The organism is Dokdonella sp. (genome assembly GCF_035703485.1).
Lineage (GTDB): Bacteria > Pseudomonadota > Gammaproteobacteria > Xanthomonadales > Rhodanobacteraceae > Dokdonella.
In genome coordinates, this window is sequence record NZ_DASSYD010000078.1 from 1 (window position 1) to 14,368 (window position 14,368).

Here is a 14,368-nt window from a genome sequence, read left to right on the forward strand (position 1 = left end):
CAAGCCCATGCCTTGGCGTGCCGATCTCGATGAAGCAACCACCAACTGGAGAGCCGTGTGCGGGAGAACCGCACGCACGGTTCGGAGGGCGGGGAGGTGATGAGCCTTCCCGACCCCTATCGGGAAATTTGGAGTTGAGGCTTGTTGGGTTTGATCGCGGGAACGGGGGGGCGACGGATTGCGGAATCGAGGAATCGAGGAATCGAGGGATTGCGGGATTGCGGGATTGCGGGATTGCGGGATTGCGGGATTGCGGGATTGCGGGATTGCGGGATTGCGGGATTGCGGGATTGCGGGATTGCGGGATTGCGGGATTGAATCTTGCGAATGGGAGATGCATCGACGAACGTGAATCTCCTTTTCGCCGGAAACCTCAACCCTCCTCTCGTCGTCCCTGCGCAGGCAGGGACCCAGTGACCCTGCTTCGACATGAAGTGATGCAGGGCCCATTGCTAACCAAATCCATTGCGTCATCATCGAAGCGGTGATGAATGTCGATGACGAACACTGGACAGCTCGCGCCCGTGACGGCGATGCCGTGGCGTTTCGACATCTGGTCGAGCCGCACACGCGACCGCTGTACGGCCTGTGTGCACGGATCACCCGCGATTCCGCACTGGCCGAGGATGCGGTACAGGAAGCGCTATTCAACGCCTGGCGGCATTTGTCCTCATTCGATGGCCGCGCCGTGTTCAAGACCTGGTTGCATCGTATTGCGGTCAACGCGGCGCTTGAGCAGCTGCGCCGTCGTGGGCGCCACGAGGTCGCGGTCGAAGCGGCGGACAGCGAAGACGATTTCCTCGATGCCGTCGCCGAAGAATTACCCGGCCCGGATCGACACGCGGCGGGCTCGGAAATCCAGCGGCGAACCGAATCCCAGCTCGATCGGATGAGTGTGATCGAGCGCACGGCCTTCGTCATGCGCCACCACGAAGGCCATTCGCTGGAGGAAATCTCGGCGACGTTGCGTGGCAAGGTGTATTTCTGGATGGCGCAGATGCAGGATCCGCGCGCACAAGCCGACATCATTGCCGCGTTGAATCGTGAAACCTCCGAAGAAGCGCGCGAGCAAGCGGTATTTGCCCTTTCCCAGCTCGACGGCAATGCTTCCACCTCTGCCCTGATCGCCCTTGTCCGCGGCAACTACCCGCGGCCGGTCAAGGAAAAGGCGCTGTTCTGGCTGGGTCAGGCCGGTACCGATGAGGCCATGACGTTTCTTGATGAAATGCTGACAAGGTAGATCGCGATCAACACCGAAAGCGCCAGACCGCCACCCAAATTTGCAAACGCCGATCAATCGACGAGGCTCGCAGGAAGGTTAGCCCGGGCTAGCAAGAAGGCAGTCGAGGAAGCGGGCAAGAGCTGTCGCTGGGTGCTGCCCGGGAGCAAGGCAACCGTCGGACAGGGAGAGAGCCTCGCACTCAATTCCAGCGTTACGCTCAAGACCGATGTGATTGGCAGAGCGCTCTGATCCAGCCTGACCCATGGGAACTGCGGCGTTCGTCGATTTCCGAATCCCGGACAAAAAGCATCGCGCCTGAAGGCGCTCCACAAAATCAGGGTGCCATGCGGCGGAAATGAAGGCCATCGGCTTTTGCCGTGAACACGTCTCGGCCGCCGCATCCTAAATCTCAAAGCCGACGAAATCTTGTGGGAGCGCCTTCAGGCGCGATGCTTCTGCGAAACCCGGTCTTCAACAGCCGAACGAATCCTGAATGCAATCACAATTGAAAGGCGTAGACCGGCAAAAGTGGAAAGAAAATACATTAGTACTAATTTAGGTTGCCAGGAGAGAGTGTTTAGTTTGACATGATTTCCGGGGGGGGTACTCTCACTCGGTGGGGGACTTAGCAACGAAGTGCGTTTGCAATGGAGTGAACTAGCACACAATTGATGCAAAAGGATGTTAAAAGATGAAAAGTGTAATGAAAATTACTGTTGTAGTTTTATTCGGAATCTTGGCGTTCCCAAGCGAAGTCTTGGCGGCCAGAAACGCCTATCGGTGTAACGGTTGCAGCGAGGCCCAATACTATTCTGCGGCAACTGGACCTCAGGAGTTAGGCGTGCGCTATGTCTATGATTTCGTGAATGCCAATATTCGAAAATACCAAGTGACGCGAGAGCCCAATGGGCACGGTTTCACCTACTACGCGGATCCGCTGACCGTTGTTCCGGCCGAACAAGCATATTTTGACGCTGCGGTTCAGGTATGGAATAGCAACGGTGCATACCTAAAGGTTGTGGCAACGCTGAACGTAACTCCGACTGTCCCGGGTGCCGCAGTCATAGGTGCTGGAGCAAACGCCTACGAGATAGTTCGAAGCTCATCAATGCAAAATAGAATTGGAGATTGGATATCGCAAGTGGGATCTGGTTCCAGCGCTTTTCCAACGTCTTTTGAGCAACGGTTACGTGACATCATTGTGCTCCTACGCACTTCACCCGCCAATATCGTCCTTGAAGATAAAGATCTAGGCAAGTTGACAATCACGCTATTCTTCACCAACGGGCATCGCGTAACTTTTGTTTGGAAGAAAGACGAGATGCCGAAAATGACCGAAGCTCGAGATAGCAACGACAACACGATTCCAGTATCAGTTTCGGACATGAATGGTCGCCAATTCGATTTCTCTGGCGGCAATGGTCAAGATGGCGGTTACTTTGGCGAGCATGCCGATATTCTTGGTGCAATCTATGACAATGTATGTGGAGGGCAAATAATCGCGTGCATTACATTTGAAGGTCATATTACTTGCAAGCCATATCCGAAGTGTCCGTAGCCAGCATAGTTATTGGAGCATGGCAAACTCCCGGCGCTCACAGTGGTGAACGCTGGGAGTTTGCGACGATTTTTGAGTGGTAATTGAAAATGCAGTAAGATTTCCATTATATGGAATGTCTTGTATGTGCGGAACGTTGATCCGATTATTCGATATCCGTTAATACTGATTAACCAGCCCCGCCAACTGATCGGTCTGGTCCTCACGGGTCAGTGTGTCAATCAGCTCGTCGAGGTCGCCCTGCATGATTTCGGGCAGGCGGTAGAGGGTGAGGTTGACGCGGTGGTCGGTGACCCGGCCCTGGGGAAAGTTGTAGGTGCGGATGCGTTGGCTGCGATCGCCCGATCCGACCTGCAGGCGGCGTGACTCTGCCTGCTCGGCGGTTTGCTTGCTGCGCTGTCCATCGAGCAGCTTCGCCTTCAGCAAGGACAGAGCCTGCGCACGGTTCTTGTGCTGTGATCGCTGATCCTGGCATTCAACAATGATGCCGCTAGGCAAATGGGTGATGCGGATCGCCGAGTCGGTCTTGTTGACGTGCTGGCCGCCGGCACCCGAGGCGCGGAAAGTGTCGGTTTTCAGATCGGCCGGATTAATCTCGACATCATCGATTTCGCTGAGCTCGGGCAGGATCGCCACGGTTGCCGCCGAGGTATGGATGCGACCCTGCGATTCGGTTTCTGGCACGCGCTGGACGCGATGGGTGCCCGATTCGAATTTGAGTTTCGAGTACGCACCCTTGCCCTCGATGCGCGCGATGACTTCCTTGTAGCCGCCGTGTTCGCCGTCGCTTTCGTTGAGGATTTCAATCTGCCAGCGACGATGTTCGGCGTATTTCAGATACATGCGCAACAGATCGCCGGCAAAGATAGCGGCCTCATCGCCACCGGTTCCGGCGCGGATTTCGAGGTACAGATTGCCTTCGTCACGCGGGTCACTGGGCAGCAACAACAGATTGAGCTGCTCGTCGAGTTCGGCTTCGCGGGCTTCGAGCGCGGCGATTTCCTCGGCCGCGAGCTCAGCCATCTCCGGATCGGCGAGCATGGCCCTTGCCGCCTTCAATGCCACGACATTGGCATCGAAATCAGACAGGGCCTGACTGAGCGGGGCGAGTTGGGCGTGCTCGCGAGAAACCTCGCGTAGGCGCTTGGCATCGCCGACCACTTCGGCACTGGCAAGCAGGTGTTCGAGTTCCTGGTGGCGTTCGGCCAACTGTTCGAGTTTGCGGCGGATCGATGGGGTCATGGGTGTCCTGGGCGCCGCTCGCAGGTGCAGCGGCGCGCATGATACGTGATGTCGGTAGCGCGATTGCCGGAACCGTGCAGCGGACTATTCAGGCTTGCTGGAATCGATGTTGAATCGGCTGCCGGTTTCGGTATCGAAAAGCTTTTCCGCCGCCTGCAGCAGATCGGTATCACCGCGCAGGGCGGCGGCGCGCAAGTTGGCGCTTGGCGCATGTAGCAGTTTGTTGGTCAGTGTGTGAGCGAGAAACTCAAGGGCCTGCTCGGGACTCTTGCCGTGAACAATCATGCCTCGCGCCTTGGCCAGCACTTCGTCGCGATGGGCTTCGGCGGCACCCCGGACACTGGCGATCGGGTTGTTCAATTCGAGAGAGCCCCACCAGCCCATGAAGTGTTCGACCGAAAGTTCAATCATCGCTTCGGCTTCGCGCGCTGCCTGCTGGCGCGAGCGAAGATTCTCGTCGATGACTTCGCGCAGGTCGTCGATCGTGTAAAGGAAAACATCCTTGAGCTCGGCGACATCGGCCTCGATATCGCGCGGAACGGCAATATCGACGAGGAACATCGGTCGACGACGACGCGCCGAAATTGCCCGCGAAACGGTCGCCTTGTTCAGAACCGGCTCACGCGAAGCGGTCGAGGAGATCACGATATCGGCTTCAGCCAGATGTTTTTCCAGATCGTTCAGGGTGATCGCATAGCCGCCGAAACGACTGGCCAGAGCCTGTGCATTGTCGAGTGTGCGATTGGCCACGATCAGTCGGCGTACCTTGGCTTCGGTCAGGTGGCGTGCGGTCAGTTCGATGGTTTCGCCGGCTCCGATCAGGAGCACGCAGGCCTCGGCGAGATCGGTGAAGACGCGCTCTGCCAGACGTACCGCGGTGAATGCCACCGATACCGTGCTGGCGCCGATGCGAGTGCCCGTGCGCACGCGCTTGGCGACCGAGAACGTGTTCTGGAACAGACGCTCCAATGGCGCATGGAGGGTGTGCGCATTGCGCGCCAGGGTGTAGGCGTCCTTTACCTGGCCCAGAATCTGAGGCTCGCCGAGAATCATCGATTCGAGCCCGGTGGCGACGCGAAACAGATGGCGCACGGCATCGGCTTCGTGATGCCGATAGAGGAATTCCTCGATATTGGTGTCATGCAACTGGCGGTGACGGTGCAACCAGCTGCGTGGTGAGGACTCCGCTCCCGGGTCGACATTGCAATAGAGCTCGGTGCGATTGCAGGTCGACAGGATCACGGCTTCACGCACGCCTGGCTGGGCCACAAGATCGGCCAGCGCATCGCCGGTGACGTCGGCGGTAAACGCCGCACGCTCGCGCAGCGCGACGGGCGCGCAAAGATGGTTGAGTCCGAGTGTGATCAGGGCCATACGTGGAATCAGCGGCTCCAATGCCGATTGAGAGCGTCACCAGGGCAACGCTGATCAAGCAGGTATAGATACGACTGCGTAGAATTGCGCATGACCCGAACTGGTTCGGTCGTGAACGAAATGCGCTGCTGGACGGTCTGAATCATGAGTTTTCCGACCGTTTCTGCTGGATTCGATCAGTGTGCGAAGGTGCCGGGATTGTGCGGGCGACATCGTGCAAGTTCAAGCAAATACAGGTTTTTCGAGGATTTTGACGCGTGCCAAACCAAGTCATCAGTAGTACGTTCGGTGTGAGCATGGACAAGCGATGGTTCAATGTCGCCATTGTTGCGGTGCTTGGCATGTTGCTCAATGCCTGCGCGTCAACCGCGATCCGCCAGTCGACCACGGCATCGACATCGAAGCCACAAAGTGTTCATGCGGTCGCCAGGGACAAGGATCTGCCCTTGAAGCTGATGGCCGCCGAGTTTGCCATTCAACGCAATGATCTCGCGACCGCTGCAAAGGACTATGCCGAGGCGTCGCAATTGAGCTCGGATGTGGCGATCGCCGAGCAGGCGACGCGTCTCGCCCTGGCTTCAAAGCAGTGGGATCTGGCTCGCACAAGTTTGCAACGCTGGCAGACGCTGGACCCGGACTCTACCGGGGTCCTGCAATCAAAAGCCTGGATTGCGTTGGCGGACGATGACCTTGAACCTGCCTATGCCGCGCTATCGGCACTGGCCACGCGAAGTGCGGAGAATCGATGGCGGCCCATCGCGCAGGTGTTGATCAGTTCCGAGAACAAGCAGCAAGCGGCTCGCTTGCTTGATCGTCTGGCGACACCACAACGTCTCGGCGACAGCGATCAGGATTGGGTCGCAATGAGCCAGCTTGCCTTCAAACTTGACGACAAGGCGCTGGCCGGGCGGCTTTCCAGTGAAGCCGTGAAGCGCTTCAAATCCGCTGATGCCTACGCCTGGAGCGCTCAACTGGCCCTGGACCGGGGCGATACGAAGGTTGCGCGACAGGAATTTGCGGCCGCGCTCAAGCGTGATCCGGAAAATCTGCGTCTGCGCACCGGCTACGCAGCACTGCTTGCCGACAACGGAGACAATGCGGCGGCGGCAAGTGCACTGGCCAGTGGCACGCAGACGGATGTCGTCTATGGAGCGCGTGCGGCCTACGTCTTGCGCAGCGAAGACAAGTCCTTGCTGGCTTCCCTGTACCGCGAGATCGAGGCCGACAAGAGCACGCGCAGCGGCAAACGACTCTATCTGCTAGGCCAATTGGCTGAACTGATTGGCAAGGATGGCGAAGCGCTCGATTGGTACCGGCAACTCCCGGAAACGGATGAGCACTGGTTCGATGCCGGCATGCGTATCGTCGTACTCAGCGACAAGGCGGGCCGTGCCGCTGATTCAGCCAGCAGGCTTGCACAGTTGCGCCTTGCTGCCGGATCGAATACCTCCGAAGCGGTTGATCTGAGCCTTTTGCAGGCGCAGTTGTTGATTGAGAAATCTGAAAATGCCGCTGCCTTGAAGGTGTACACGGAAGGTTTGCAGCAAGCTCCCGACGAGTCGCGCCTGCTCTATGCGCGAGCCATGCTGTCGATAGAAATGGATGATCTGGTCGCGGGCGAGCGTGACTTGCGCAAGGTTCTGGCAATCAATCCGGAAAGTGCCGACGCATTGAACGCGCTTGGTTACACCCTGGTTGATCGCACTGATCGACTGGACGAAGCGACTGCGTTGATCGAGAAAGCGATCAAGATCAAACCCGACGAGCCGGCGATTATCGACAGCTACGGCTGGGCCCAGTACCGCCTGGGCAATCTCGACGAAGCCGTGAAATACCTGCGCAAGGCTTATTCAAAGCAACCCGACAGCGAAGTTGCCGCGCATCTGGGGGAAGTGCTCTGGGTCAGCGGCAAGCAGGAGGAAGCGAAGCGGATCTGGGAGCAAGGCCGCAAGAAGGATGCCGACAACAAGGTCCTGATTGAAACCATGAAGCGTCTGCGCCCGTGAGTAGAGTCCGATGCGGCGCGCACTTTCGCGCGATCTGCTTCGTCTTCATGTGCGCATGGTTGGCATCCTGTGCGGCACCGCGCATGCGACCCGATGCAAGCCGGATGCAGGCGCTTGAGCAGCGCGAGCGCATTGTCCTGGCCAGTCCGGACTGGTCGCTGCAGGGTCGCATGGCGATTTCCAGCCCCGAGGATTCGGGCAGCGGGTCGCTGACCTGGGATCAGCAGGGCGCTGAATTCAGATTCGCCCTCAGTGCGCCTGTCAGTGGCAAGACTTGGACCTTGAGCGGAGATTCCACGCATGCCGAGCTGAGCGGGCTGCACGAGCAGGTTGTGATGGGCACCAGCGCGTCGGAACTACTGGCTCGTGAACTGGGCTGGAAGGTGCCCGTTGCGCAGCTGGGCTACTGGGTTCGCGGCATCCGTGCCCCGGGGCCTGCACAAGTCGTTTTTCGCGAAGATGGACTTCCGGCCGAGATCCGCCAGGACGGATGGAAAATCGAGTTTCGTGATTTCGAAGAATCAGGTGATCCAGTTCTGCCACGCAAGATCTTTGCCAATAATGGTGACTACCGGGTTCGCCTGGTCGTGCGACGCTGGGGTTCGTCGTGACGGATCAGGCGGCGGAAGGCTGGAGCGTTTGGCCCGCGCCGGCGAAGCTCAACCTTTTTTTGCATATCACCGGCCGTCGCGCGGATGGATATCACGAATTGCAGACCGTCTTCCAGTTGCTCGACTGGGGTGACAGCGTGCATTGCCAGGTTCGAGCCGATGGTGAGATCAGGCGACCGGATGAGCATTCGGCTGTCGCTGAAGCGGATGATCTTGTGGTCCGCGCCGCGCAGCTTCTGCAGGCGGAAACCGGTACTTTGCTTGGCGCCGAACTGCGTGTCGACAAGCGAATTCCGGTCGGTGCCGGCCTGGGCGGAGGCAGTTCGGATGCTGCGACCACTTTGGTGGCGCTGAACGCGCTGTGGAACTGTGGTTTGAGCTCCGCGGCGCTTGCCGAGTTGGGATTGCGGCTCGGTGCCGATGTGCCGGTATTCGTCCATGGCCACAGTGCGTTCGCCGAAGGCATCGGCGAACGGCTGGTTCCGCTTGAGCTTGCAGAACGGACCTATGTGCTGGTTGATCCGGGCGTAAGCGTGTCGACGCAGGCACTTTTTCAATCAGGCGAATTGACACGCGATAGCGCACCCTTGACAATTGCGGGCTTCATTTCCGGGGCAACGACGCAAAATGCGTTCGAGCCGCTTGTTCGGAGGCGCTATCCGGCGGTTGGCAAGGCGCTCGACTGGCTTGCAAAATCAGGCCAGGCGCGACTGACCGGCACCGGAAGTGCAGTGTTCGCAGCGGTGGCGGCAGATCATGCGCATGCTGTTGTTGCCGAATGCCCAGTCGGGATGTTTGCCCGGGTGGTAAGAGGAATCAATGTTTCACCGTTGCTTGCGCGCGTTCGCGAACGCTAAGGGCTGAACGGCATGAGATTTGACACGCCCGACTATTGCCGAATGAGGCAGTATGGCGGGATCAAGGTTTTCGTTGGTGGGGCGTCGCCAAGCGGTAAGGCACCAGGTTTTGATCCTGGCATGCGCAGGTTCGAATCCTGCCGCCCCAGCCATTTCCGGCTCTCCGGAAACTGAGTTCGATTCACGCTGCCAGGCCGGCAGCCACAACTGGTTTCACGGAGTGGCGCAGTGAATGTGGCAGAAAACCCGTCAAATATCCTGATCTTCAGCGGCAACGCCAATCGTCCGCTGGCCAAGGCGATTTGTAGTGAGTTGAATGTACCCCTTGGCAAAGCCCAGGTTGGCCGCTTCAGCGACGGTGAGATACAGGTAGAAATCGAGGAAAACGTGCGCCGGCAGGAAGTTTTTGTCGTGCAGCCAACCTGCGCACCGACTGCGGACAACTTCATGGAGCTGCTGGTCCTGGTCGACGCGCTCAAGCGCGCATCGGCGGCCAGCGTCACCGCGGTACTGCCGTATTTCGGTTACGCCCGCCAGGACCGGCGTCCGCGCTCGGCGCGAGTTGCGATCACGGCCAAGGTTGCGGCCAAGATGATTGGTGCGGTGGGCACGGATAGGGTTTTGACGGTCGATTTGCATGCCGACCAGATTCAGGGTTTTTTTGATGTGCCGCTCGACAATGTGTATGCCTCGCCGGTGCTGCTGGCCGACATCTGGCGCTACTACGCCAGGGAAGATCTGATTGTGGTCAGCCCTGATGTCGGTGGTGTGGTTCGCGCCCGGGCGATCGCCAAACGCCTCGATGACGCCGATCTGGCGATCATCGACAAGCGCCGACCGCGACCGAACGAGGCAACCGTGATGAATATCATCGGTGAGGTCAAGGGCAAGGTCTGCGTGCTTGTCGATGACATCGTCGATACCGCTGGAACCTTGTGCGCGGCGGCAGCGGCATTGAAACGCCAGGGTGCGCGCAAGGTCGTTGCCTACTGCACTCACGCGGTGCTTTCCGGGCCGGCAATCAGGAATCTGGAAGGCTCACAGCTTGATGAGTTGGTGGTCACCGATTCGATTCCGTTGACCGAAGCGGCGCAAGCCTGCAAGAACATCCGTCAGCTCTCGGTCGCCGAATTGCTGGCTGAAACGATCCGCCGCATCGCTTTCGGCGAGTCGGTCAGCTCGTTGTATGTGGATTAAAAGCGGGAGTGGGGAGTAGGGAGTGGGGAGTAGGAAAGCAGCCGATCGGCTTTTTCCACTCCCTACTTCCCATTTCCCACTCCCGGTTCCAATAACTCTCCTGGTCGCGGGGGAGTTTTTCATTCGCCGCGAGGCGGATCATCTGAAGTAAAGGCAACACGAAAATGGCAAAGACACGTGAACTTTCGGTAACGCTGCGCAAGGACGAGGGGAAGGGTGCGAGCCGCCGCCTGCGTCGCGCGGGCAGCGTTCCGGCAATCGTATATGGTGGTGGAAAGCTTGGTCCGGTCAGCATCCAGATGGAGCACAAGGATGTTTACATGGCGTCACAGAACGAGTGGTTCTACTCCTCGATTCTCGACTTGAACCTTGGCGGCGATGTGCAGAAGGTGCTGTTGCGTGACATGCAGCGCCATCCGTTCAAGCAGCAGATCCTGCACCTCGACTTTCTGCGCATCAATGACAACGAGGCGATCCGCGTACGCGTGCCGCTGCACTTCCTGAATCAGGAAACCTCGCCAGCTGGCAAGACCGGTGGGGCGATCATCATGCACGAGATCACCGAGGTCGAAATTTCCTGCCTGCCGAAGGACCTGCCCGAATTCATTGCGGTCGATCTGGCCGAGTTGAAGGTGGACGACATCATTCACCTGTCCTCGCTGAAGCTGCCGAAGGGTACGGAACTTGCTGATCTCAACCTCGGCAAGGAACATGATATCGCCGTGGTCATCGCCAAGCTCGGACGCGTCGAAGTAGAGCCGACCGAAGAGGCCGAGGGCGAGGAAGCTGCCGAGGAAACCAAGGAAGGCGAGGGCGACAAGTAAGTTGCGCATCCTGCTTGAGGCAAACAGTTCGCGATGAGCAATTTGCGACTGATTGTCGGCCTCGGCAACCCCGGGGCCGAACATCTCAGAACCCGGCACAATGCCGGGTTCTGGTTTGTCGACGCACTCGCACTCCGCGAGCAGGTACGTTTCGGTGTTGAGTCGAAGCTGCATGCCGAGACAGGCAAGTGCGTGATCGAAGGCGAGTCGATCTGGCTGCAGAAGCCGATCACGTTCATGAACAAGAGCGGGATCGCGGTGGCATCGGCTCTGCGCTACTACAAGATTGCGCCCGAGGAGATGCTCGTCGTTCACGATGATCTGGATCTGCCGCCAGGTGCGACGCGACTCAAGTTCGATGGCGGCCACGGCGGCCAGAACGGTTTGCGCGATATCATGGCTCACCTCGGCCACGGCAAATTTCATCGTCTGCGTATCGGCATCGGCCATCCCGGGCACAGAGACAAGGTAACCTCCTGGGTTCTCGGTCGCGCCGGGGTCAACGACGAGCAGGCAATCCTCGGCGGCATCGGCGCGGCAATTGACGTGCTGCCACTTGCCGTCCGTGGCGACTTCAACGAAGCAATGAAGCGCTTGCATACGCAGGAGCGGGAGTAGGGAGTGGGGAGTAGGGAGTGGGAAAGCCAAGCGCGTTTTCCCCGAACACCTTACTTTGCACGAGCCTTGCTTTATCCCACTCCCCATTTCCCACTCCCCACTCCCGGATTTCAAAATGGGTATCAAATGCGGCATCGTCGGTTTGCCCAATGTTGGCAAATCGACACTGTTCAATGCGCTGACCAAGGCGGGTATCGCTGCGGCCAATTTCCCGTTCTGCACGATCGATCCGAACGTCGGCGTTGTGCCGGTACCGGATCCGCGTCTTGCTGAGCTCGCCGAAATCGTCAAGCCGCAGAAGACCATTCCGACTTCGATGGAATTCGTCGATATCGCCGGCCTGGTCGCTGGCGCATCGAAAGGCGAAGGGCTGGGCAACAAGTTTCTTGCGCATATCCGCGAGGTCGATGCGATCGCGCATGTGGTGCGTTGTTTCGAGCACCCCGATATCGTTCATGTGAACAACAAGATCGACCCGATTTCGGATATCGAAACCATCGATACCGAGCTCGCACTAGCGGATCTGGAGTCGGTAGACAAAGCGCTGAACAAGGTCGAGCGCGCGGCCAAGGCCAACGACAAGGAAGCGCTGGCCAAGCGTCCTGCCTTGCAGAAGCTCGCGGCAGCGTTGAATGAAGGCAAGCCGGCACGAGCAGCAGGTCTCGATGATGATGAATTGGTGCTCGTGCGTGATCTCTTCTTGCTGACCCTCAAGCCATTGATGTACATAGCAAATGTGCTTGAAGACGGGTTCAGGGACAATTCGCTGCTGGACAAGGTTCGGGAACGCGCTGCGCTGGAAGGCGCCGAGGTTGTGCCGGTCTGCGCGGCCATCGAGGAAGAGCTTTCGCAACTCGATGAAGTAGATCGCGATGACTTCCTTGCGGACATGGGCTTTGACGAGCCGGGTCTCAATCGCGTGATTCGCGCCGGCTACACCTTGCTCGGTCTGCAGACTTACTTCACTGCCGGGGTCAAGGAAGTGCGCGCCTGGCAGGTCCGTATTGGCGCCACTGCTCCACAAGCGGCGGCGGTCATTCATACCGATTTCGAGCGCGGCTTCATCCGCGCCGAAACCATCGCCTACGATGACTTCATCAAGTATCGTGGTGAGTCCGGAGCCAAGGAAGCCGGGCGACTGCGCCTTGAAGGCAAGGACTACATCGTCAAGGAGGGCGATATCCTGCACTTCCGTTTCAACGTCTGAACGTCCGAGGAGAGCGCCATGTCAGGTCATCAACGTGAACTTGAATTGCAGTTTCTGGCCGAGCCAACCGACGTCAACTTTGGTGGCAAGATGCACGGTGGTGCGGTGTTGCGCTGGATCGACCAGGCCGGCTACGCCTGCGCAGTGGCCTGGAGTGGCAAATACTGTGTCACCGCAGCCGTTGGCGGTATCGAATTTGTCGCACCGATCCTGATTGGCGATCTTGTTCAGGTTCGCTGCAAGCTCGTGCATACCGGGACTTCGAGCATGCAGATCACCGTTGATGTTATCGCCCGCGACCTCAAATTGACCGAGGGACGGCTGGCTACCCACTGCGTGATGACCTTCGTCGCCCTCGATGCACCCGATGGCAAGCCGAGTGCGGTGCCGAAATGGACGCCATTGACCGCAGAAGACGTTGCGCTCGGCCAGTATGCCCTCAAGGTCATGGAAGTCGGACGCCGGATCAAGGAGGAGGCTGCGGCCTTTCGTCCCGGATAGCAGTCCGTCGGATTTGACGTGGCTGGGTTGCGAATCCGCCTGTGCGGCCCATATTTGACCAGCTTCGCTGTTGTGAAACACTTCGCCACTTTTTGATCCACGGCACCACAATGGGCCTGCAGAACGTCAGAAATCTGTCCTCGCATAGCCGAATTTCCGCCCCAACCGGCAAAGTCCGACAGGTTGCCAGCACGCCGCAATGTGTGTGCTGGAATGTCGCGGCAGTCTGGAGTTGATGAAAAAAAGAGTCCGTTACGCCTGTCGGCACAGCTTTTGCTGTTGACACTCAAGCCTCTCTCCGTGAAAATGCGCGGCTCCGTGTCTGAAGGCACGGCAGCTGCCAGCGGAGGCAAATAGTCAAACCGCTGGTTTGTTCCTGTGGTTGCTGGACCAGGTTTGCTGGGAGCGAACCTGAAAGCGACGCGCAAGCGGCGCGTTCCCGGAGGGGCGGAGGGCAGGACAGCCCGACGTAATCCACCTCCCGGACGACAAGATTACGAGGTAGCGACAACGAAGTAGAAGAGAATCTGGAGGGATACCCAAGCGGCCAACGGGGGCAGACTGTAAATCTGCTGGCTTACGCCTTCGGTGGTTCGAATCCACCTCCCTCCACCAGTCACAAGCGTCACCAGATATAACGGGATTTGAGATTCGGGATTCGGGATTCGAAAAAGCCAGTCTGAGCTTTGACGAATGCCGAGGCCCAACTCCCGAATCCCGGCTCCAGGCGGGAGTAGTTCAATGGTAGAACATCAGTTTTCCAAACTGATTACGAGGGTTCGATTCCCTTCTCCCGCTCCAAAAGTTCCGCTCACGTAGCTCAGTCGGTAGAGCACTTCCTTGGTAAGGAAGAGGTCGATGGTTCGATTCCATTCGTGAGCACCAGATTCCCATCCATCCAGACGATCTCCCGAGAAGAACACTGTCATGTCGAAAGAGAAATTCGAGCGCAAGAAGCCCCATGTAAACGTGGGCACAATCGGTCACGTTGATCATGGCAAGACGACCCTGACGGCAGCACTGACAACGACGGGTGCAGAGCGTTTTGGTGGTGAATTCAAGGCCTATGACGCGATTGACGCGGCGCCGGAAGAAAAGGCTCGTGGAATCACGATCTCGACCTCGCACGTGGAATACGAGTCGGACACCCG

Annotated in this window: 13 protein-coding genes and 4 tRNA genes; 15 read left to right on the forward strand and 2 right to left on the reverse strand. The window is 58.4% G+C overall.

The genetic code is table 11. The annotated features are described in order from the left end of the window. The first annotated feature begins 487 nt into the window (after window positions 1-487). Together VFN25_RS05765 and VFN25_RS05770 are read left to right on the forward strand one after the other, a co-directional pair. Window positions 488-1,240, forward strand: a complete 753-nt coding sequence (locus VFN25_RS05765; protein WP_325139756.1) for a sigma-70 family RNA polymerase sigma factor — start codon at window positions 488-490, stop codon at window positions 1,238-1,240. 685 nt (window positions 1,241-1,925) lie between these two features. Further along, window positions 1,926-2,780, forward strand: a complete 855-nt coding sequence (locus VFN25_RS05770; protein WP_325139758.1) for a hypothetical protein — start codon at window positions 1,926-1,928, stop codon at window positions 2,778-2,780. Between the two features lie 159 nt (window positions 2,781-2,939). Here VFN25_RS05770 and prfA read toward each other — a convergent pair whose 3' ends face one another. Continuing rightward, complete coding sequence (gene prfA / locus VFN25_RS05775) at window positions 2,940-4,022, reverse strand: peptide chain release factor 1 (RefSeq protein ID WP_325139760.1); 1,083 nt, start codon at window positions 4,020-4,022, stop codon at window positions 2,940-2,942. Window positions 4,023-4,106: 84 nt separating this feature from the next. Continuing rightward, window positions 4,107-5,396, reverse strand: coding sequence for a glutamyl-tRNA reductase (gene hemA, locus VFN25_RS05780; RefSeq protein WP_325139762.1), 1,290 nt, complete (start codon window positions 5,394-5,396; stop codon window positions 4,107-4,109). A 296-nt stretch (window positions 5,397-5,692) separates the two neighbouring features. On the opposite strand from hemA, the gene VFN25_RS05785 reads away from it, so the two are divergent. The 13 genes from VFN25_RS05785 to VFN25_RS05845 all read left to right on the forward strand — a co-directional run. Continuing rightward, a complete protein-coding gene (locus VFN25_RS05785; RefSeq protein ID WP_325139764.1) occupies window positions 5,693-7,402 on the forward strand; it encodes a tetratricopeptide repeat protein in 1,710 nt (569 codons plus the stop codon). Window positions 7,403-7,485: 83 nt separating this feature from the next. Beyond that, entirely contained in the window at window positions 7,486-8,013 is a 528-nt protein-coding gene (gene lolB, locus VFN25_RS05790) for a lipoprotein insertase outer membrane protein LolB (protein ID WP_414648868.1), read from the forward strand. Then, the gene (gene ispE, locus VFN25_RS05795) at window positions 8,010-8,870 is read left to right on the forward strand and encodes a 4-(cytidine 5'-diphospho)-2-C-methyl-D-erythritol kinase (protein ID WP_325139767.1); all 861 of its coding nucleotides are present in this window, start codon (window positions 8,010-8,012) and stop codon (window positions 8,868-8,870) included. The genes lolB and ispE overlap by 4 nt, the downstream gene beginning before the upstream one ends. Window positions 8,871-8,947: 77 nt before the next feature. Further along, window positions 8,948-9,022 (forward strand) — tRNA-Gln (locus tag VFN25_RS05800). 82 nt (window positions 9,023-9,104) lie between these two features. After that, entirely contained in the window at window positions 9,105-10,067 is a 963-nt protein-coding gene (locus VFN25_RS05805) for a ribose-phosphate diphosphokinase (RefSeq protein ID WP_325139779.1), read from the forward strand. Window positions 10,068-10,231: 164 nt separating this feature from the next. Further along, on the forward strand, window positions 10,232-10,891 hold the full coding sequence (locus tag VFN25_RS05810) for a 50S ribosomal protein L25/general stress protein Ctc (protein WP_325139769.1): 660 nt from the start codon (window positions 10,232-10,234) through the stop codon (window positions 10,889-10,891). A gap of 33 nt (window positions 10,892-10,924) precedes the next feature. After that, a complete protein-coding gene (gene pth / locus VFN25_RS05815) occupies window positions 10,925-11,509 on the forward strand; it encodes an aminoacyl-tRNA hydrolase (RefSeq protein ID WP_325139770.1) in 585 nt (194 codons plus the stop codon). A gap of 115 nt (window positions 11,510-11,624) precedes the next feature. Continuing rightward, window positions 11,625-12,716, forward strand: a complete 1,092-nt coding sequence (gene ychF / locus VFN25_RS05820; protein ID WP_325139772.1) for a redox-regulated ATPase YchF — start codon at window positions 11,625-11,627, stop codon at window positions 12,714-12,716. 18 nt (window positions 12,717-12,734) lie between these two features. Next, window positions 12,735-13,217 carry an acyl-CoA thioesterase gene (locus VFN25_RS05825; RefSeq protein ID WP_325139775.1) on the forward strand — a complete coding sequence of 161 codons (483 nt, stop codon included), beginning with the start codon at window positions 12,735-12,737 and terminating at the stop codon, window positions 13,215-13,217. 529 nt (window positions 13,218-13,746) lie between these two features. Beyond that, window positions 13,747-13,832, forward strand: a tRNA-Tyr gene (locus tag VFN25_RS05830). Window positions 13,833-13,944: 112 nt separating this feature from the next. Continuing rightward, window positions 13,945-14,018 (forward strand) — tRNA-Gly (locus VFN25_RS05835). A gap of 8 nt (window positions 14,019-14,026) precedes the next feature. Continuing rightward, window positions 14,027-14,102 (forward strand) — tRNA-Thr (locus VFN25_RS05840). 42 nt (window positions 14,103-14,144) lie between these two features. Then, on the forward strand, window positions 14,145-14,368 hold a 224-nt coding region (locus VFN25_RS05845), incomplete at its 3' end, for a GTP-binding protein (protein ID WP_325139777.1).